This is a genomic window from uncultured Sulfitobacter sp. (assembly GCF_964021855.1).
Lineage (GTDB): Bacteria > Pseudomonadota > Alphaproteobacteria > Rhodobacterales > Rhodobacteraceae > Sulfitobacter.
Genome location: NZ_CAXHZD010000003.1, coordinates 253,536 through 271,936, shown reverse-complemented (window position 1 = coordinate 271,936; position 18,401 = coordinate 253,536). Strand labels below are relative to the sequence as shown.

Sequence of the window (18,401 nt, the reverse complement as noted above, 5' to 3'; positions counted from 1 at the left end):
TGACTGGCATGACCAGTTCACAGGTGTTTTTTATGGCGGCTGCAACACTGTGGCTGGATGGTTGCTCAAAGACGATGCAAGGATGCCCTTGGCAGGGTGGCTGTCGCAGGTTAAGAGGGGCGCTAATTCACGGTGGGACAGGCAAGATATGAGCGATACAGACAGTTTCATTGACGAGGTGAACGAAGAAGTCCGCCGCGACCGTTTTTATTTCATGCTCAAGCGGTATGGCTGGATCGCCGTTCTGGCTGTTGTGCTGCTGGTCGGCGGTGCCGCGTGGAATGAATATCAAAAGGCGCAGGCCCGCGATCAAGCCGAGACACTGGGCGATGCGATGTTCGCCGCCCTTGAGATCGAGGATTCGGCCAGCCGCGCCGCCGCTTTGGAAGAGATTGAAACGGTGTCACCGCAGTCTGCTGCCGTTGTCGGGTTTCTAACCGCGTCTGAACAAGCCGCGGCAGGGGATACCGCCGCTGCAATTGAAACGCTGAATGCAATTGCCATCAATGGCGATGTGCCAGCCATCTACCGCGAGATCGCGCAGTTCAAAGCGGTCACCTTGCAAGGGACTGAAACACCAGCCAGCGAACGCCGTCTGGCGCTTGAGGCATTGGCCCAGCCCGGCAACACCCTGCGTTTGCTGGCCAGCGAACAATTGGCACTGATCGAGATCGAGCAAGGCAATACCCAAGCCGCGATTGACCATTATCAGGCGATCTTATTGGACGCTGAAGTCACCACAGACTTGCAACAACGTGCCCTTCAGGTGATTGTGGCGTTGGGGGGCGAGCCTGAGATGGGCGGCGCAGCCCTAGGCGCGCAACCTGATGTGTCTGATGCGACAGGTACGGACGGAAACTAACGTCAGAAATGGCGCAAGAATGACATGAGTTAAGAGCAAAGCGAGCAGGGCTATGACCAATCTCCACCGCATCCGTGCAAGATCACCGCGAACCGTACGGGTCTCGTTGGGCATGGGGGCCGTTGTGGCGTCATTGCTGCTGTCCGCCTGTTCTGAGCCCGACGTGATTCTACCGGGCCTGCGCGAAGATGTGCGCGCGGTCGTCCAAAGCGACGATGGTTTTGACGCGCCAGCCGATTTGGCGGTGCCGGAAAATACATCCCGTGCAATTTCGCTGCCCGCCATGACAAACAACGCTAGCTGGACCCAAGCCGCGGGCACCCCCAGCACGCGCGTGAACCACGCGGCGTTGTCGGCGGCACCGCAATTGGCATGGTCCGCCAACATCGGCAGCGGTGATAGCCGCAAACAGCGCATCAATGCGACGCCGGTTGTCGCGGGCGGTCAGGTCTATACCATCGATTCCGGTGCTTTGGTCACTGCGACATCGACCTCGGGTGCAACGCTTTGGACGCGTGATCTGACGCCTGTCTACGACGGGCAGGGCGATGCCACCGGTGGCGGCTTGGCCGTTGATGGCGACACGGTTTATGTCTCGCTTGGCTTTGGCACCGTCACGGCATTGGATACCGCATCGGGGGCCACCCGCTGGGAACAAGATATCGAGGCGACCGGATCGGGTGCACCAACCGTTTATGGCGATCTGGTGTATTTTACATCAGGTGACGATCTCGGGTGGGCGCTGAACAAAAACAATGGCCGCGTGCAGTGGCAAACCGGTTCAAACACGGTTGTTGGCAACGTTTTGGGCGCGCCAGCCCCTGCGATCAGCCCTGAAATCGCGGTTATGGCATTCGGGTTTGGCGAGGTGCAGGGCCTGTTCCGCCGCGGCGGTCTAAGCCGCTGGGACACGTCGGTTGTGGGCAAACGCCCGGGCCGCGCCTTGGCGAATGTATCGGATATCACAGGTGCGCCGGTCATCTCTGGCAACACCGTCTATGTGGGTAACATGTCCGGCCGCTTGGCCGCTGTGACCTTGGCTGGTGGTGAACGTCTATGGACCGCACGCGAAGGCGTGGTTGGTCCGGTCTGGCCTGCGGGGGATAGTGTGTTCGGGATCACCGATTTGAATGAATTGGTACGGCTGGACGCCAGCACGGGGCAACGCATCTGGGGCGCGAAACTGCCGAATTTCGTCAAGGAAAAGCCGAAACGTCAATCCGAGGTGTTTGCGCATTACGGTCCGATCCTGGCCGGTGGCCGGATCATTATCGCGTCGAACGACGGGGTGATGCGCAGCTATGATCCCACCAATGGTGCGCTGATCGGGACGGTCGAAATCCCCGGCGGTGCGACCACGGCACCGGTTGTGGCGGGTGGTACACTTTATGTTGTCTCGTCAAAAGGGCAATTGCACGCTTTCCGTTGACCTTGAAATAGTCTAGAGGGCAGGCTTGACCTGACCTTCGGAGCCGTTTCAATGTCTTTCACCCTCGCCATCGTGGGCCGTCCCAATGTGGGAAAATCCACGCTGTTCAACCGTCTAGTCGGTAAAAAACTGGCGTTGGTCGATGACCAACCCGGTGTGACGCGCGACCTACGCGAGGGCGCTGCACGTTTGGCCGACCTGCGATTCACCGTGATTGATACCGCCGGGCTTGAGGAAGTCACCGATGACAGCCTTCAGGGTCGCATGCGCCGCCTGACCGAACGCGCGGTTGATATGGCTGATGTCTGCCTGTTTATGATCGATGCGCGCGTGGGGGTGACACCGTCCGATCTGGTCTTTGCCGACATCCTGCGCAAGAAATCGGCCCATGTGATTTTGGCCGCCAACAAGGGCGAAGGCAAAGCCGCTGATGCTGGCGTGATTGAGGCCTATAGCCTTGGTCTGGGCGAACCGATCCGTATGTCGGCTGAACATGGCGAAGGGTTAAACGATCTTTATACGCATCTGATGCCCATCGCCGACGGTTTTGCCGAACGCGTGGATACGGACACCCCTGAAACAGACGTGGACCTGACCGAGGAAGAGGCCGAACTGGGCGACGAAGATGCGCCCATGCCCGTGCCCACCAATACCAAGCCACTGCAAGTCGCCGTCGTTGGCCGCCCGAATGCGGGTAAATCCACGCTGATCAACCAGATCATGGGCGAAGACCGCCTGCTGACCGGACCAGAGGCGGGGATCACCCGCGATGCGATTTCATTGCGTACGGTCTGGGACGATGTGCCGATGCGTATCTTTGATACGGCGGGTATGCGCAAAAAGGCCAAGATTCAGGAAAAGCTGGAAAAGCTGAGCGTCAGCGATGGCCTGCGCGCGGTGAAGTTTGCCGAAGTCGTGGTTGTATTGCTCGACGCTGAAATCCCCTTTGAACAGCAAGACTTGCGCATCGCCGACTTGGCTGAGCGCGAAGGCCGCGCTGTCGTGGTTGCGGTCAATAAGTGGGACCTTGAGACCGACAAACAGGGCAAGCTGAAAGACCTGCGCGAAAGCTTTGAACGCCTTTTGCCGCAGCTTAAAGGCGCGCCTTTGGTGACGGTATCGGCAAAAACGGGCCGTGGTTTGGACCGCCTGCAACAGGCGATCATGCGCGCCTATGACGTCTGGAACCGCCGGATCACCACCGCGCAGTTGAACCGCTGGCTCGCGGGCATGATGGAGGCGCATCCGCCCCCCGCGCCCCAAGGCAAACGCATCAAACTGCGCTATATGACCCAAGCGAAGACCCGGCCACCGGGCTTTGTTGTCATGTGCAGCCACCCTGACAAAGTGCCGGAAAGCTATAACCGCTATCTGGTGAATGGCTTGCGGATTGATTTTGACATGCCCGGCACGCCGATCCGTATCTGGATGCGTGGCCAGTCGGATGCCAACCCCTATAAGGGCCGCAAAAAGTCCAAGCCGTCAAAGCTGCGCAAACATACAAACGGGCACCGTCAGGACCGCTAGGCGCGGCAGATTTTTTTTTTAAAAAAATTTGGGCCGGAATTTTTGAAAAATTCCGCGCGCCCCTCAGGCCTTACGCCACGATCTGAATGTTGGCAGCAGCAGGGCGATTGCACCGCCCGCTGCCAGCGCTGCGACGCTTGGCGTGGTGGCATAGTTCTGCATCACCACGGCAATCAGCGCCCAGATGACTGCGATCCCATAGGTGGGCGCACGCATCAGCGTCGATTGCACCGCAGCGGCAATCACGATGGCGAGGCTGACAAAGATCAGCGCGGCGGCTTCCGCGCCGACCCAGCCATAGCCCGCCGCCAACAGACCCAACGACACGCAGGATGCCGCACTTAGCCAGCCTGCGTATAATCCGACGGGCAGGGCGGCGAACCAGCGGTCACCTTCAGGCGCTTCAAACAGTGCGATCAGCGCTGCGATCAGCATCGCCCAGATCAGCACGGACGCCCAGATCGGGCTGGCATTGGCCACGGCCAGCCAGAAACATCCGATGAACAGCGAAACCGCCAGCGGCACGCGCATGTCATGCCACGCGAAATCATCGCGGGCCTTCCACAGACCCCAGCCCAAGCCGATGATCAGCCACAGATAGATGACGCCCCAGATCGAAAACGCATAGCCCGCCGGCTGAACCGGCGGCGACACCTGCGGCACGGGGAACTGATTGGGGTCAAACCCGGCAAAGCTGGTCACGAAAAACGGTGACGCAGCAAAGCCGATGGCCAGCAGAAATGTCACAAATGCGGTCAGGGGGCGGGCCATGATGCGTCCTTTTGAAGTGATCGTTCAAAAGGCAACATAGCACGCCGCCATTCAGTTCCCAAAGCTTATGACAACTTGCCATCCGCGCCCAAAAGCGTCTTGCCACCCAGATAGGGGGCCAGAACGTCGGGCAATTGCACCGATCCGTCTGCTTGCTGACCGTTCTCAAGAACTGCGATCAGACAGCGCCCCACGGCCAGACCGGACCCGTTCAGCGTATGCACGAACTGCGGCTTGCCACCATCGGCGGGCTTGAACCGCGCGTTCATACGCCGCGCCTGAAAATCACCGGTGGTCGAGACCGACGAAATCTCGCGGTAGGTTTTCTGACCGGGCACCCACGCCTCGATGTCGTAGGTGCGGCGCGCGCCAAAGCCCATGTCGCCGGTGCAGAGCAGCACGGTGCGATAGGGGATGTTCAACCGCTCCAGCAAATCCTCGGCACAGCGCAGCATGCGCTTTTGCTCGGTCTCGCTTTCATCGGGATGCGTGACCGATACCATTTCGACCTTTTCGAACTGGTGCTGGCGCAGCATGCCTGCGGTGTCGCGACCCGCCGATCCGGCCTCGGACCGGAAGCACAGGGTGTGGGCGGTATAGCGGCGCGGCAGGTAATCGGCGTCGATCACATGGCCCGCCGCGATATAGGTCAGCGGCACCTCAGAGGTCGGCACCAGCCACCAGCCATTGGTGGTCTGATAGCTTTCTTCGCCGAACTTGGGCAGCTTGTCGGTACCATACATGGCGTCATTATTGACCAGCACGGGCGGGTTCACCTCGGTCAGACCGTTTTCATCGACATGGGTGTCGACCATGAACTGCGCCAGCGCGCGGTGGATGCGCGCCACGGCCCCCGACAACAGCACAAAGCGGCTGCCCGACATCTTGGCAGCCGTCTCAAAATCCATCGACGCAGCAACGCCAGTGATGTCAAAATGTTCGCGCGCTTCAAAGTCGAACGTCTTGGGCGTGCCCCAGCGGCTGACCTCCACGTTGTCATTCTCGTCTGCGCCTTGGGGCACGTCATCGGCGGGCAGGTTGGGGATGCGCGCCAGCATGTCGGTCAGCTTGGCGTCCAGCTCCTTGGCGTCGGCGTTCATCTGCGCGACTTCGGCTTTCTTTTCGCTGACCAAGGCGCGCAGCCGCTCGAATTCGGCCTCGTCACCCGATGCCTTGGCCGCGCCCACCAGTTTGGAGGCTTTGTTTTGCTCGGCCTGCGCTGTTTCCGCGCTAAGGATCATGCCGCGCCGCGCCTCGTCCAGCGCTAGGATATCGCCGGACACAGGCGCATCGCCGCGCCGTGCGAGGGCCGCGTCAAACGCATCAGGGTTTTCGCGGATGGCTTTGATGTCATGCATGGGTCTGTCCTTTGATCTGGTATCGCCCGATTTTGAATCGCTCAGGCGCGCTTTGCCCGCGTTATGCCCGATTGTGGATCGCGGGGCCAGATGTGGTGTGGCGGGTTATGTGGGGTTCTCGGGGTCTTGGCCGATGGAGCGCTGGAAGGCACGCCATTGGGTGTAGAAGTCTAGCCAATCCAATTCTTCCTTGCTCCAGTACTTTGGCCAGTTTTCGTGGTCGGGGCCATGGCCACCGGGCAAGGTGACGGATGCATCGCCAAACATATCTCTGAGCTGCTCTGATGATATTGTAGCATGTGTAAAATCAACATCCTTTATCGCCGCACCTCGCAGTATAGCGGCGTAAATAGACGTGTTGCTATCAAACTGCGCACCGTTGAGATCCGCCCCCTGCAATTGCGCCCCGCTGAGGTCCGCCCCCTGCAACTGCGCCCATTCGAGTCCAACTCGCTGCAACTGCGCACCGTTGAGGTACGCCCCTTGCAACTTCGCCCCGTTGAGGTTCGCCCCCCGCAACTGGGCCCAGCCGAGGTTCGCCCCCTGCAACTTCGCTCCTTGCATATTTGTGCTGCCAAAATCTAGGTAGCGTAAATCAAACCCCTGCATGTTGGCCTCGGTTAGATCAATCTCGCCACTGTCCAATGGCAAGCGGGTAGTTTTTCTTAGCCGTCCCAACACTTGCGCCGCGTTTTGCATGTCAGACCGGGCAGGGTTCAGGGCGTGGACCCAATTACTTAGGATATAGGGATCACCCGATGTTGGCGCAGTCTTTGCTGGATGTTCGCGTGACAACTCGCGCACATAAACCGACAGCATCCGCGCGACACGCGAGAGGGCTTTGGGTTCTTCGCCTGCCAACCCTTCAAGCCGGTCAATGGCTCCATTTCTGCGCGTCACGTCATCTTGCCAGACGGTTTCATGTTTTTGCGTTCCGCCGTCAGTTATTAGCTCCGAAACCTGACGTTGTGCATGAAGATCGTCGACCGCTGCGTTGATCTTCTCATTGAACAACGCTTCGACCGCCGTTTCGGTCTGGGTACGCGTGAATGTCAGACGGATCAGTGTAAAGGGCAGCGCCACGACTGCTCCAAGGGTCGCTGTAAGGGCTGCCAGCTTTGCTAGTGAAAACCGCCAGTCCCACGTTTGCTCAGGTGTTGGTATTGGTGCCATGATCAATGACCAGATCACGGCAAAAAGGCCAAAGACGAGTGATGCAAAAATCATCGCCCAGAATCCAACGCCAATAAACAGCAGGCCAGAGTTGATGTTTGCTAGACCCATACGGTTTTGCAATTGGTCGAAAAGGGGAGGTTTGCTGGGGTCGCCCCTGTAGGGCATAAACGAAATCCCAATCGGGACGAATAAAAACGCCAGCACCAGAACGATCCCTAGAAGATCACGCCCATCAATCTGAATAATAATATCGTCCAACGGCACATCCTCATATTCCCCACCACCATGCCGTGCAAATTCGCGTGTCACAACCGCTCAAAACGGGTGAATGGCGCTGAAGGCGGCTATCAAGGCCGTGCTTGGCCCATTGGGGGTTGAAATACGCGTTAAGCCTCCTTGCAAAGCCCCGCATCTAGACCTAGGTTCCGCCAAACTTCGACGGCAGGCCGGAACGGGCGTGCTCCCTCATTCAAAGGACCAACGCCATGCAAGGTATTCAACAATTCGTCCCCCTCATTCTGATCTTTGCGATCATGTATTTCCTGCTGATCCGCCCGCAGCAGAAGAAGGTAAAAGAACATCAGGCGATGGTTAAGGGCCTGCGCCGTGGCGATCAGGTTGTCACCCAAGGCGGTCTGATCGGTAAGGTCGTCAAGGTCAAAGATGATGGCGAGCTTGAGGTCGAACTGGCCGAGAACGTCAAAGTGCGCGTTGTGCAGTCGACCATCGCGACTGTTGTCTCCAAGACCGAACCCGCCAAGTAAACTGCCAATAGGGCAGCGTTAAGAAGGGCTTGCGCCATGCTTCAGATTGATCTGTGGAAACGGGTGTTGATCATCCTCACCTGTGCGGCTGGCCTGTATCTGGCGCTGCCCAATGCGTTTTACGGCCCCGTAGAGCAGCATAATGATGCGCTCAAGGCGATGGAGGTGGCAGGCCCCACGCCCGAGCTTGAGGCGCAGGCGGCCCTGTGGCCCACATGGCTGCCCGAGCAGTTGGTGAACCTTGGGCTGGATCTGCGCGGCGGTGCGCATCTGCTGGCCGAGGTCAACGTATCTGAGGTGTATGCCAACCGGATGGAAGCGGCCTGGCCCGAGGTACGCGATGTGTTGCGGTCGATCACGCCCGTGCGCCGTGTCGAGGCCCCCGAGGGCGAGTTGCGCGTGCGGATCAACGACGCCGACAAGCTGGCCGAGGCGCTAGAGGCGGCGCGCACATTGGCGCGGCCTGTGCAAACGATCACCGGGGCGGGCCAGAACGACATCGTGGTGAGCGGTGCCGAAGACATCATTAGCGTGACGTTGACGGACGCTGAAAAGCTGGCCACGGACGAGCGGACGATGCAGCAATCGCTGGAGATCATCCGCCGCCGCATCGACGAGGTTGGCACACGCGAACCCACGATCCAGCGTCAAGGGTCGGACCGCATTTTGATTCAGGTGCCGGGCATCGGGTCGGCGGCCGAACTGAAGGCCATTATCGGGACCACGGCGCAGTTGACGTTCAACCCCGTTGTGAACCGCGGCGCGGATGAAAACGCATCCCCCGGTCTGGGCAATTCGCTGTTGCCAGACGCGGAATCTGAGGGCGTGTTCTACATCATCGAAACCGCCCCCGTCGTGACCGGCGAACAGCTGGTCGATGCGCAGCCCAGCTTTGACCAGAACGGGCGGCCTGCGGTCAGCTTCCGCTTTGACACCACGGGTGCGCGTAAATTCGGGACCTATACGGCCGAAAACATCGGCGCGCCCTTCGCGATTGTCTTGGATAACGAGGTCATCAGCGCCCCGACAATCCAAAGCGCCATTCCGGGTGGGTCGGGTATCATCACCGGCAATTTCTCGGTCGAGGAATCGACCAATCTGTCCGTCTTGCTGCGGGCAGGGGCCTTGCCTGCGGGGCTGACCTTTGTCGAAGAGCGCACAATCGGGCCGGAACTGGGCCAAGACAGTATTGATGCGGGTAAGATCGCCACGAGCGTCGCCTTCATCGCCGTGCTGTTCTTTATGTGGGCGAGCTACGGTTTGTTCGGTTTCTTCGCCAACATCGCGCTGATCGTGAACGTATGCATGATCTTTGGCCTGCTCAGCCTGATCGGTGCGACGCTGACCTTGCCCGGGATCGCGGGCATCGTTTTGACTGTCGGTATGGCGGTTGACGCGAACGTGCTAATCTTTGAACGTATCCGCGAGGAACTGAAAACCGCCAAAGGCCCGGCACGCGCCATCAGCCTTGGGTACGAGCGCGCGCTCAGCGCCATTCTGGATGCCAACATCACCACGTTCATCATCGCTGTGATCCTGTTTGTTCTGGGGTCTGGGCCGGTGCGGGGCTTTGCCGTGACACTGGGCATCGGCATTATCACGTCGGTTTTTACCGCATATTTCGTCACCCGTCTGATGGTCGTGTTCTGGTTTGAACGCTCCCGTCCCAAGACGATCACGGTCTAGGAAATTGATATGAAACGCTTGCGACTGATCCCTGACGAAACCAGCTTTGACTTTTTCAAACACGCCAAGTTTACCTTTGGCGCGTCCTGTTTGGCTGTGGTTCTCGCCTTGGCCGTGTGGTTCACGATGGGCCTGAACTATGGCATCGATTTCCGCGGGGGCACGACATTGCGCACCCAAAGCGAAGCGGCCGTTGACGTCGCCGCCTACCGCGCCGCGATCGAGCCGTTGGGGCTGGGCGATGTCTCGATCTCAGAGGTGTTTGACCCGACCAGCGATGGCAGCAAACACGTGGCCATGGTGCGCATTCAGGCGCAAGAGGGCGAGGAAGCGGCAACGCCCGAAATGATCGAAGCGGTCGAAGGCGCGCTGAAAACTGTCGCGCCGAGCATCATTTTCACATCCGTTGAATCCGTGGGTCCGAAAGTATCGGGCGAGCTGATCCAGACCGCGTTCCTTGCCGTTGGTGCGTCACTGGCGGCGATCCTGATCTACATCTGGCTGCGCTTCGAATGGCAGTTTTCCGTTGGTGCGGTTGCGGCGTTGTTTCACGATGTGATCCTGACCATCGGCATTTTCTCGGCCCTGCAAATCCGGTTCGATTTGCCGGTGATTGCGGCGATCCTGACGATCATCGGCTATTCGATCAACGATACGGTGGTGATCTTTGACCGGCTGCGGGAAAACCTGCGCAAATACAAAAAACGCCCCCTGCGCGATGTGATGAACATCAGTGTGAACGAAACCCTTAGCCGCACCTTGATGACATCGGGCACGACCCTGTTGGCGCTGATCGCGCTGTTGGTTCTGGGCGGTGATGTGATCCGTGGCTTTGTCTTTGCGATTACATGGGGCGTTGTCGTCGGGACCTATTCGTCGGTCTTTGTGGCGAAGAACGTGGTGCTGTTCCTTGGGGTCAAACGCGACTGGTCCAAGAAAGACAACAACACAGGCCAATATGCCAACATAGATGCCTGAGGTATTAGCCGCAGCCGGATCGACCTCGGGTCTGATCTGGCTGTTGTGCGCTGTCATTGTTGCGGGGCTGGTGCGCGGATTTACCGGATTTGGCAGCGCAATGATCATCATGCCCGTCGCGGCATCGGTGCTTAGCCCCGTCCAAGCGGTGATATTTCTAACAGCGGCAGAATTACTGGGCCCGTTGCCCAACTTGCCCGCAGCCCTGCGCCAAGGCACCAAGCGCGACGTATCCCTTTTGCTGGCGGGTGTGGTGGTGGCGATGCCGCTGGGATTGCTCTGCCTGTCCTACATCTCGCCTGAGCCCTTCGGTTGGATCGTATCCGCTATTGTCCTGACGTTGCTGGTGCTCGTGATGACAGGTTGGCGATATCCGGGCACCCTTGGCACGCCGCTGGTTGTCGGAACGGGCGCATTGGGTGGGTTTATGACCGGCTTTGCAGGCATCGCCGGTCCGCCTGTGATCATGCTTTATATGGCCAGCAAACTGCCAATTGCAGTGATCCGCGCGAATTTTCTGCTGTATCTGGTGGGCATCGATTTGCTGCTGTTTGCCATGCTCTGGGCCAGCGATCTGTTGGTCTGGCAGATCGTGGCGCTTGGCCTGTTGATGGGTATTCCCAGCGTCTTGGCCAATATGATCGGGGCGCGGCTCTTTAACCCGGGCTCCGAGAGGCTTTTCCGTACTGTGGCCTATATTGTCATCGGGCTTTCCGCTATTATCGGTTTGCCGCTGTGGAAAGGATAAGGTCATGCGCCTGAACGAGGTTGTGTTTAACGATGCCAAACCTGTCGAAGGGTATGGCCCCGGCTTTTTCCGTATTGGCGGCAGCGTTATCGAGGGACCGGTGATCACCGGTGCCATGGGCACCCAGACATGGGGCGGTTTTGACGACCTGACCCCGCTGCTGGAACTGGTAGGCAAGATCGACATTTTGTTTCTGGGGATGGGGGCCGAGATCGCCCATGTCCCCGCCGACATGCGCCGCCAGCTTGAGGGCGCAGGGCTGGGGCTTGAGGTAATGTCGTCGCCCGCAGCCTCGCGTACCTATAACGTGTTGCTCAGCGAAGGCCGGCGCGTGGCGCTGGCGATGATACCGATCTGATATGACATTGCGGGTAAATGATCTGGCGGTCGCCCGTGGCGGCGTGCCCGTGCTGAGCGGCGTATCGTTTGAAATCGCACCCGGCGCGGCGCTGATCTTGCGCGGGCCGAACGGCGCGGGCAAAACCACGCTGCTGCGTACCATCGCAGGGCTGCAACCGGCACTATCAGGCCAGATTGACGGCTCGGATGAAACCATCGCCTATGCTGGCCATGCGGATGGCCTCAAGGCGATGCTGAGCGTGGCCGAGAACCTGATGTTCTGGGCGCAGGTTTTTGGCAACAGCGATATCGAACCGGCGCTGGCGGCCTATCAACTTGATCCGCTGCGCGACCGGCTGGCAGGCACGCTATCCGCAGGACAAAAACGTCGCTTGGGGTTGGCACGGTTGATGGTGACGGGGCGGCCCATCTGGGTGCTGGATGAACCAACCGTGTCACTGGACACCGACGCCGTTGCGATGTTTGCGGCGGCTGTGACCGCGCATCTGGGGGCAGGGGGTATGGCGCTGATCGCGACCCATATCGATCTTGGCCTGAACGCAGATACCTTTGACGTCACCCCATACCGCAGCAAGCCCGACATGCGCAGCGGTGCCAGTGACGAGGCGTTTCTATGATCGCCCTGCTGCGCCGCGACCTGATGCTGGCATTCCGCGCGGGCGGTGGCTTTGGCCTTGGGCTGGCGTTCTTTTTGATCGTGACAGTGCTGGTCCCGTTCAGCGTCGGTCCGCAATCCGAACTGCTGTCGACCATCGCACCGGGGGTGCTGTGGCTGGGGGCTTTGCTCGCGTGCCTGCTGTCGCTGGATCGTTTGCTGGCCTTGGATTTCGAGGATGGCACGCTGGACCTGCTGGCCACCGCGCCTCTGCCACTTGAAGCCGCACTGAGCATCAAGGCGTTGTCCCATTGGCTGACCACGGGCCTGCCGCTGGTGATGGCCGCGCCGATCTTGGGGCTGATGCTGAACCTCGAACCCGGCGGTTATACTTGGCTGATCGCCTCGCTCGCCCTTGGCACGCCAGCCCTGTCGGTGATTGGCACCTTTGGTGCCGCGCTGACGGTGGGGATCAAACGCGGCGGGTTGTTGATGTCGTTGCTGGTGTTGCCACTGTACGTACCGACCCTGATTTTCGGGGCCGAAGCCGCCCGTCGCGGGGCGATCGGGTTGGATGGCACGACGCCTTTGATCCTGCTTGCAGGCATCACTCTGGGCACAATTGCGCTGATGCCTTTCGCATCCGCTGCGGTGCTGCGGATGACATTGCGGTGAACGGTGCCAGCCCTGAGGCGTTTTGCCCATTGAGTGCATCCTAGCGGAAGGGTAAATACCAAACATGTCTTTGTGGGAATACGCCAATCCGGTGAAATTTTTGGGCCTCTCCGCTCGCGTGCAGCCGTTCCTATGGGCGGCCGCCGCTATTTGTGTGGCCGTCGGCTTGGTCTGGGGGTTTTTCGGGACGCCAGATGATTACCGCCAGGGATCAACGGTCAAGATTATCTATCTGCACGTCCCCGCAGCCCTGATGGCAATCAACGCGTGGTTCATGATGCTGGTGGCCTCGCTGATCTGGCTGATCCGCCGCCACCATGTAAGCGCCTTGGCGGCCAAGGCCGCTGCCCCCGTGGGGATCACCATGACCCTGATCGCGCTGGTGACTGGTGCGATCTGGGGTCAGCCGATGTGGGGCACGTGGTGGGCATGGGACCCGCGCCTGACGTCCTTCCTGATCCTGTTTTTGTTCTACCTCGGCTATATCGCCCTGTGGGAGGCGGTTGAGGACCCGGATACCGCCGCTGACCTCACCTCGGTCCTGTGCCTCGTGGGGTCAGTATTTGCCGTTCTGTCGCGCTATGCCGTGAAATTCTGGAACCAAGGCCTGCACCAAGGCACCTCCGTGCCCGTGGCAACCGGCGGCCGCACGGTTTCAGATGTGTTCTTTTATCCGCTGGCAATCAGCATGGTCGGCTTCGGCCTGTTGTTTCTGGCGCTGGTTTTGTACCGCACCGGTACCGAAATCCGCCTGCGCCGCGCCCGCGCGCTGCTTGCGCGTCGCAAAAGGGATATGTGATGCCTGATCTGGGAAAATACGCTGCCGAAGTGCTGGGGGCGTACGGTCTGTCACTGTTCCTGATCGCTGGGTTGATCGTGTTAACCTTGCGCAAAGGCCGGCGGGCGCGGGCCGATTTGGCGCGGATCGAGGCGGATAAAGATGTCTAAAATCTCGCCCCTGATGATCGCCCCGCCGCTGATCTTTGCGGCCTTTGTCGCGCTTGCCGCCTTTGGCATGTTCCGCCCCGACCCCGAAGGGTTGCCATCGACACTAGTCGGGCAAACGGCCCCCGCGCTGCCCGAGAAGGCGCTCGACGGGTTTGCAGTCCCCGCGGCGGATGTCTTTACGAATGGCGAAGTTACACTGGTCAATTTCTGGGCCAGCTGGTGCCCGCCCTGCCGTGCAGAGCACCCGAACCTGTTAAAAATGCAAGCGGACGGGATCGCCATCATCGGAGTGAACTTCAAAGACACCGCAGGTGCTGCCAGCAGCTACCTCACAGACGATGGCAACCCGTTTCAAGGTGTCGCCTTTGACCCGCAAGGGCGCACGGCGATTGACTGGGGTGTCACCGCCCCGCCTGAAACCTTCATCATTGACGGTGAGGGGACAGTTCTCTTCCGCTTTGCCGGCCCCTTGGTGGGGAGCGATTATGAACAACGTTTCCTCCCCGCGCTTCGGGACGCTTTGGCGCAGTAACGCCTATTTCCAAATGGACTTAAATCCTCGCCGAAGGCATCTCTTCCTTTTGGCCGTGGTCCAAAGAATTTCGCCTTCGGCGAGGATATTTAAGAGCCAGAGAATACGGAAGGTCGCGTCACATATCATTTTATGTGACTTGGTTGAACCGTCCCCCTATCACTTGAGCTATGAGAATGATTTTACAGCAAGTCTTACCGCCTGAGCAGAGTGGCGATGTGCGGTTGCCGGGGGTGGCACCTTGTGGTGCGGAGGGTTGGCTGCGCGTCGATGATGCATATGGCGCGCAGATGCAGTACCGGGCGGCGTTGATCGCCGAGCGTCCGTTAGATGTCTTGTACGAGCCGGAGAGTGCGCGCGCGGCCAGTTGCGAGGTGTTGCGGGCGGCGTTGGCGATCTTGCCGCAGCTGGGGTTTGATGTTGGGGCCAGCCGCGTCGTTTGCCCGGATGGGCGCGAGGTTGATCTTAATTGGCAGGCCCCGCTGCGCTGTTTGGGGCATTTGGTGCAGGAAGACATATGCGTTTTGCAAAAGCGCGGGGATGAGCATGTATTGGCCGCCGCCGTGTTATGCTTTCCTGCGAATTGGCGGCTGGCCGAGAAAATTGAGCAGCCTTTGACCGCGATCCATGTTCCGGTTGATGAGTATGACGCGAATATTGCGCGCCGCGTCCAGCGGTTGTTTGACGGTGTGCAGGTTGGCAGGCCGTTGTGGCGGTTCAACAGGTTGAGCTATGCCGACGCTGATCTGCATCAGCCGCGTCGGCGCGAGATTGACGATGCCATGCCGTTTCTGCGGTCGGAAAGGCAATGTATTTTGCGGCTGCCGGAAACAGATGCTGTGGTCTTTACCATTCACACCACCGTGGTGCGCCGCGAGGACATGCCTGCCGCGGAGTGACCGGGCAGGCGTGTTACGTTAGCGTGGGTGCAGCACCAGATGCGGTTGCCCGTCAGAGGTTTTGCGCGGTGAGATCCCATCCGCGCCCACCACTGCCGTGACCTGTTTACGCAGGTTGCTGAACAGCGGCGATGTGACCACATCAACCGCTTCGTCAAAGCGCAGGGTGAGTGACCACATGCCGCTGCCGGACAGTTTGGCGGCTTTCACGATGCCTTTGAACGGTTGGCCAAGGTACTGGCCCGACACGCGGTCGCCGGGCGTCCACCCATGAACTGGCGCGCTGGCCTGTGCGCAAAGCGTGTTCCAGTCACGCGCGCCCCATTGGTGAGCCACCATTTCCAAGGTGGCCGCATGGGAAACGGCTTTGCCTTGAAATGCGAGATCGGCGCGCAGACGTTTTGCCTGAGATTTCAGGACATCGGTCGAAGGTATTTGGGTTGTCATTATAACACTCCTGCTCTCGCAAAAGTCGAAGGGGGTCCGCGTTGCCCATCAATCGGCGAGATTGAAGGTGTTGTGTTTTCAAGGGCTTCACCGGAATGCGGACGGCAGGGGCCTTTCCCTTTTCCTCATATGGCGGGTTACTGCCCGGATTTCAAGCGAAGGTTTAAGTGGCGATGATGGATGCCTTCGGCGAGGATTTTGGGCCATTTGGAATAGAAGGGGCTGCGTACCACATTGAGTGCGCAGCCTGTTTTTCGGTTAGCCGTCGATGCGGGCGGCCATGATGGCGATGGCTTTTTGATAGACGCCGGCGGCATTCCATTGCTTGATGACTTCGAAATTGCCTTGGCCTTCTTGGTAGCCGACGCCGGGTTGCCAGCCTTTTTGACGCAGGAAGTTTGCGGTCGAGGCCAGGGCGTCTGCTTGGTTATAGAAATCCACGCGCCCGTCGCCGTTTGCATCGACGCCGTAGCGTAGGGCATTGCCGGGCAGGAATTGAGTGTGGCCAAGTTCGCCGTGTTTCGCGCCCTTGGTGGCGTTGGTGATCGCCCCTGCATCGACCAGCTTCAGCGCGCCGATGGCGTGGGGTTCAAAGAATGCGGATCGGCGGCAATCATAGGTCAGGGTGGTAATGGCCGAGACCACGGCACTGTCGCCCATGAAACCGCCGAATGCCGTTTCCATCCCGTGGATGGCGATGATCACCCCTGCGGGAACGCCATATCGGGATTCAAGCGCGGCGTAGAAACTGGCATCGCGGGCTTTGCGTTTGCGGCCTTGAGCCACGATGGTGTCCGCGCCGCGCACCTGCATGAACTTTGATAAGCTGTATTTAAACGACTTCTGATTGCGGTCGGCGGAAATGGTGCCAGAGGCATATTGTGCCTTTGCCAAGGCGTTTAGCCCGGCTTGGCCCACGCCTGCAGCGGCTGCTTCCTTGGCAAAGGCGGATTTCCATGCGTTGAAGCCGCCCGCGTTGTTGCCGCATTGCGCGGCGAACACCGGCGACGACAGCCCCGCCGTGAGCAAACAGGCTGCGGCGAAAATCTTGGATGGATGCATGGGGGAAACCTCAAAGTGACGGAATTTAGGCAACATTAGCCGTTGGTGTTAAAACTTCAAAGTGAAACTAGTGTGAATCCCCCGCCAGACAACATGCAAAAAGGGCGCCCCGGATGGGACGCCCTTTCGCTGTATTTATCTGCTGTGGATTAGCAGCTGTAGTACATGCCGAATTCAACAGGGTGGGGTGTGTGCTCGTATGTGTGCACTTCTTCCATCTTGAGCTCGATATAGCCTTCGATCTGGTCCTTGGTGAACACGTCGCCGGCCAGCAGGTAATCCATGTCGTTTTGCAACTCTTCCAGCGCTTCACGCAGGGAGCCACATACGGTTGGGATATCGGCCAGTTCTTCGGCAGGCAGATCATAGAGGTTCTTATCCATGGCTTCGCCCGGATCGATCTTGTTCTTGATGCCGTCAAGGCCGGCCATCAGCAGAGCCGAGAAGCACAGGTATGGGTTCGCTGCGGGATCAGGGAAACGGGCCTCGACGCGCTTGGCTTTGGGGCTTTCTGTCCATGGGATCCGAACGCAGCCCGAACGGTTGCGCGCGGAATAGGCGCGCAGAACGGGGGCCTCAAAGCCTGGGATCAAACGCTTGTAGCTGTTTGTCGCCGGGTTGGTGAAGGCGTTCAACGATTTGGCGTGAGACAGGATGCCGCCGATGAAATACAGCGCCTCTTGGGACAGGTCGGCATATTTGTCGCCTGCAAACAAAGGCTTGCCGTCTTTCCAGATCGACATGTTCACGTGCATGCCAGAGCCGTTATCGCCGTAGATCGGCTTGGGCATAAAGGTTGCCGATTTACCGTACGCATGCGCCACGTTGTGGATCACATATTTGTACTTTTGCAGCTCGTCCGCTTGATGTGTGAGGGAGCCGAAAATCAGGCCCAGCTCGTGCTGACAGGAGGCAACCTCGTGGTGGTGCTTGTCCACTTTCATGCCGAGACGTTTCATCGTCGACAGCATTTCAGCGCGCAGGTCTTGGGATTCGTCGACTGGGTTGACCGGGAAATAGCCACCCTTAAGGCCAGGGCGGTGGCCCATGTTGCCCATCTCGTAGTCAGTGTCGGTGTTCCAGGACGCATCGGATGCGTCAACTTCGTAGGATACCTTGTTGATCGAGTTCGAGTATTTGACGTTGTCGAACAGGAAGAATTCAGCTTCTGGGCCCATATAGGCCACGTCGCCGATACCCGATGATTTCAGGTATGCTTCGGCTTTTTGCGCTGTGCCGCGTGGGTCGCGATCATAGGCTTCGCCTGTGTCCGGCTCAACGATGGAGCAGTGCACGCAAAGTGTTTTTTCTGCATAGAAGGGATCAACATAGGCGGTGTCGGTGTCGAGCATCAGTTTCATGTCCGATGCTTCGATGCTTTTCCAGCCCGCGATCGAGGAGCCGTCAAACATGAAGCCCTCTTCGATGAAGTCTTCGTCGACCAGATCCGAAACGATTGTGACGTGCTGCAGCTTGCCGCGTGTGTCCGTAAAGCGAACATCTACGTATTCGATGTCCTCATCCTTGATTTTTTTCAAGAAGTCCTTGGTGCTCATTGGATGATATCCTTTTTCTTAAAACTTT

20 protein-coding genes are annotated in these 18,401 nt (G+C 59.0%); 14 read left to right on the top strand and 6 right to left on the bottom strand.

The window, feature by feature from the left end; all coding sequences use genetic code 11:
• Positions 1 to 148: 148 nt before the first annotated feature.
• From AADJ11_RS11925 to der, 3 genes are read left to right on the top strand one after another with little or no spacing between them, the layout of a single operon-like run.
• On the top strand, positions 149 to 862 hold the full coding sequence (locus AADJ11_RS11925) for a tetratricopeptide repeat protein (RefSeq protein WP_341234735.1): 714 nt from the start codon (positions 149 to 151) through the stop codon (positions 860 to 862).
• Positions 863 to 914: 52 nt separating this feature from the next.
• The gene (locus AADJ11_RS11920; protein WP_341234734.1) at positions 915 to 2,291 is read left to right on the top strand and encodes a PQQ-binding-like beta-propeller repeat protein; all 1,377 of its coding nucleotides are present in this window, start codon (positions 915 to 917) and stop codon (positions 2,289 to 2,291) included.
• A gap of 51 nt (positions 2,292 to 2,342) precedes the next feature.
• Complete coding sequence (der, locus tag AADJ11_RS11915) at positions 2,343 to 3,818, top strand: ribosome biogenesis GTPase Der (RefSeq protein WP_341234733.1); 1,476 nt, start codon at positions 2,343 to 2,345, stop codon at positions 3,816 to 3,818.
• Positions 3,819 to 3,881: 63 nt separating this feature from the next.
• Here der and AADJ11_RS11910 read toward each other — a convergent pair whose 3' ends face one another.
• The 3 genes from AADJ11_RS11910 to AADJ11_RS11900 form a co-directional block, all read right to left on the bottom strand.
• Positions 3,882 to 4,589 carry a hypothetical protein gene (locus AADJ11_RS11910; protein ID WP_341234732.1) on the bottom strand — a complete coding sequence of 236 codons (708 nt, stop codon included), beginning with the start codon at positions 4,587 to 4,589 and terminating at the stop codon, positions 3,882 to 3,884.
• Positions 4,590 to 4,654: 65 nt separating this feature from the next.
• On the bottom strand, positions 4,655 to 5,947 hold the full coding sequence (serS, locus tag AADJ11_RS11905; RefSeq protein ID WP_341234731.1) for a serine--tRNA ligase: 1,293 nt from the start codon (positions 5,945 to 5,947) through the stop codon (positions 4,655 to 4,657).
• Positions 5,948 to 6,052: 105 nt separating this feature from the next.
• Complete coding sequence (locus tag AADJ11_RS11900) at positions 6,053 to 7,432, bottom strand: pentapeptide repeat-containing protein (protein WP_341234730.1); 1,380 nt, start codon at positions 7,430 to 7,432, stop codon at positions 6,053 to 6,055.
• Between the two features lie 176 nt (positions 7,433 to 7,608).
• On the opposite strand from AADJ11_RS11900, the gene yajC reads away from it, so the two are divergent.
• The 11 genes from yajC to AADJ11_RS11845 all read left to right on the top strand — a co-directional run bounded on the left by yajC (position 7,609) and on the right by AADJ11_RS11845 (position 15,308).
• Positions 7,609 to 7,887 (top strand): preprotein translocase subunit YajC, encoded by a 279-nt coding sequence (yajC, locus tag AADJ11_RS11895; protein WP_093914628.1) that lies wholly within the window; start codon positions 7,609 to 7,611, stop codon positions 7,885 to 7,887.
• Between the two features lie 36 nt (positions 7,888 to 7,923).
• Positions 7,924 to 9,573, top strand: a complete 1,650-nt coding sequence (secD, locus tag AADJ11_RS11890) for a protein translocase subunit SecD (RefSeq protein ID WP_341234729.1) — start codon at positions 7,924 to 7,926, stop codon at positions 9,571 to 9,573.
• A 9-nt stretch (positions 9,574 to 9,582) separates the two neighbouring features.
• Entirely contained in the window at positions 9,583 to 10,551 is a 969-nt protein-coding gene (gene secF, locus AADJ11_RS11885) for a protein translocase subunit SecF (protein WP_341234728.1), read from the top strand.
• Complete coding sequence (locus AADJ11_RS11880) at positions 10,544 to 11,299, top strand: sulfite exporter TauE/SafE family protein (protein ID WP_341234727.1); 756 nt, start codon at positions 10,544 to 10,546, stop codon at positions 11,297 to 11,299. The genes secF and AADJ11_RS11880 overlap by 8 nt, the downstream gene beginning before the upstream one ends.
• A 4-nt stretch (positions 11,300 to 11,303) precedes the next feature.
• Entirely contained in the window at positions 11,304 to 11,657 is a 354-nt protein-coding gene (locus tag AADJ11_RS11875) for an Mth938-like domain-containing protein (RefSeq protein WP_341234726.1), read from the top strand.
• 1 nt (position 11,658) lies between these two features.
• Positions 11,659 to 12,276, top strand: a complete 618-nt coding sequence (gene ccmA / locus AADJ11_RS11870) for a heme ABC exporter ATP-binding protein CcmA (protein ID WP_341234725.1) — start codon at positions 11,659 to 11,661, stop codon at positions 12,274 to 12,276.
• Positions 12,273 to 12,929 (top strand): heme exporter protein CcmB, encoded by a 657-nt coding sequence (gene ccmB, locus AADJ11_RS11865; protein ID WP_341234724.1) that lies wholly within the window; start codon positions 12,273 to 12,275, stop codon positions 12,927 to 12,929. Before ccmA ends, ccmB begins: the two co-directional genes overlap by 4 nt.
• Before the next feature lie 64 nt (positions 12,930 to 12,993).
• Entirely contained in the window at positions 12,994 to 13,728 is a 735-nt protein-coding gene (locus AADJ11_RS11860; protein ID WP_341234723.1) for a heme ABC transporter permease, read from the top strand.
• Positions 13,728 to 13,877 carry a heme exporter protein CcmD gene (gene ccmD, locus AADJ11_RS11855; RefSeq protein WP_341234722.1) on the top strand — a complete coding sequence of 50 codons (150 nt, stop codon included), beginning with the start codon at positions 13,728 to 13,730 and terminating at the stop codon, positions 13,875 to 13,877. The genes AADJ11_RS11860 and ccmD overlap by 1 nt, the downstream gene beginning before the upstream one ends.
• Positions 13,870 to 14,409 (top strand): DsbE family thiol:disulfide interchange protein, encoded by a 540-nt coding sequence (locus tag AADJ11_RS11850; protein ID WP_341234721.1) that lies wholly within the window; start codon positions 13,870 to 13,872, stop codon positions 14,407 to 14,409. The genes ccmD and AADJ11_RS11850 overlap by 8 nt, the downstream gene beginning before the upstream one ends.
• A gap of 176 nt (positions 14,410 to 14,585) precedes the next feature.
• Positions 14,586 to 15,308, top strand: coding sequence for a DUF3445 domain-containing protein (locus tag AADJ11_RS11845; RefSeq protein WP_341234720.1), 723 nt, complete (start codon positions 14,586 to 14,588; stop codon positions 15,306 to 15,308).
• An 18-nt stretch (positions 15,309 to 15,326) separates the two neighbouring features.
• Here the strand turns inward: AADJ11_RS11845 and AADJ11_RS11840 are convergent, their stop codons facing one another.
• From AADJ11_RS11840 to glnA, 3 genes are all read right to left on the bottom strand, one after another.
• Positions 15,327 to 15,755 (bottom strand): glyoxalase superfamily protein, encoded by a 429-nt coding sequence (locus AADJ11_RS11840; RefSeq protein ID WP_341234719.1) that lies wholly within the window; start codon positions 15,753 to 15,755, stop codon positions 15,327 to 15,329.
• Between the two features lie 258 nt (positions 15,756 to 16,013).
• Complete coding sequence (locus AADJ11_RS11835) at positions 16,014 to 16,817, bottom strand: lytic murein transglycosylase (RefSeq protein ID WP_341234718.1); 804 nt, start codon at positions 16,815 to 16,817, stop codon at positions 16,014 to 16,016.
• 149 nt (positions 16,818 to 16,966) lie between these two features.
• A complete protein-coding gene (gene glnA / locus AADJ11_RS11830) occupies positions 16,967 to 18,373 on the bottom strand; it encodes a type I glutamate--ammonia ligase (RefSeq protein WP_341234717.1) in 1,407 nt (468 codons plus the stop codon).
• Positions 18,374 to 18,401 lie beyond the last annotated feature (28 nt).

What these genes read in the sequence shown, in the direction of transcription:
- ccmD (WP_341234722.1), top strand. Translation starts at nt 13,728, where the DNA reads ATGCCTGATCTGGGAAAATACGCTGCCGAAGTGCTGGGGGCGTACGGT.
- AADJ11_RS11875 (WP_341234726.1), top strand. Translation starts at nt 11,304, where the DNA reads ATGCGCCTGAACGAGGTTGTGTTTAACGATGCCAAACCTGTCGAAGGG.
- AADJ11_RS11860 (WP_341234723.1), top strand. Translation starts at nt 12,994, where the DNA reads ATGTCTTTGTGGGAATACGCCAATCCGGTGAAATTTTTGGGCCTCTCC.
- AADJ11_RS11840 (WP_341234719.1), bottom strand. Translation starts at nt 15,755, where the DNA reads ATGACAACCCAAATACCTTCGACCGATGTCCTGAAATCTCAGGCAAAA.
- AADJ11_RS11850 (WP_341234721.1), top strand. Translation starts at nt 13,870, where the DNA reads ATGTCTAAAATCTCGCCCCTGATGATCGCCCCGCCGCTGATCTTTGCG.
- yajC (WP_093914628.1), top strand. Translation starts at nt 7,609, where the DNA reads ATGCAAGGTATTCAACAATTCGTCCCCCTCATTCTGATCTTTGCGATC.
- AADJ11_RS11920 (WP_341234734.1), top strand. Translation starts at nt 915, where the DNA reads ATGACCAATCTCCACCGCATCCGTGCAAGATCACCGCGAACCGTACGG.
- ccmB (WP_341234724.1), top strand. Translation starts at nt 12,273, where the DNA reads ATGATCGCCCTGCTGCGCCGCGACCTGATGCTGGCATTCCGCGCGGGC.
- glnA (WP_341234717.1), bottom strand. Translation starts at nt 18,373, where the DNA reads ATGAGCACCAAGGACTTCTTGAAAAAAATCAAGGATGAGGACATCGAA.
- secD (WP_341234729.1), top strand. Translation starts at nt 7,924, where the DNA reads ATGCTTCAGATTGATCTGTGGAAACGGGTGTTGATCATCCTCACCTGT.
- secF (WP_341234728.1), top strand. Translation starts at nt 9,583, where the DNA reads ATGAAACGCTTGCGACTGATCCCTGACGAAACCAGCTTTGACTTTTTC.
- AADJ11_RS11925 (WP_341234735.1), top strand. Translation starts at nt 149, where the DNA reads ATGAGCGATACAGACAGTTTCATTGACGAGGTGAACGAAGAAGTCCGC.
- serS (WP_341234731.1), bottom strand. Translation starts at nt 5,947, where the DNA reads ATGCATGACATCAAAGCCATCCGCGAAAACCCTGATGCGTTTGACGCG.
- AADJ11_RS11910 (WP_341234732.1), bottom strand. Translation starts at nt 4,589, where the DNA reads ATGGCCCGCCCCCTGACCGCATTTGTGACATTTCTGCTGGCCATCGGC.
- AADJ11_RS11845 (WP_341234720.1), top strand. Translation starts at nt 14,586, where the DNA reads ATGATTTTACAGCAAGTCTTACCGCCTGAGCAGAGTGGCGATGTGCGG.
- AADJ11_RS11835 (WP_341234718.1), bottom strand. Translation starts at nt 16,817, where the DNA reads ATGCATCCATCCAAGATTTTCGCCGCAGCCTGTTTGCTCACGGCGGGG.
- der (WP_341234733.1), top strand. Translation starts at nt 2,343, where the DNA reads ATGTCTTTCACCCTCGCCATCGTGGGCCGTCCCAATGTGGGAAAATCC.
- AADJ11_RS11880 (WP_341234727.1), top strand. Translation starts at nt 10,544, where the DNA reads ATGCCTGAGGTATTAGCCGCAGCCGGATCGACCTCGGGTCTGATCTGG.
- ccmA (WP_341234725.1), top strand. Translation starts at nt 11,659, where the DNA reads ATGACATTGCGGGTAAATGATCTGGCGGTCGCCCGTGGCGGCGTGCCC.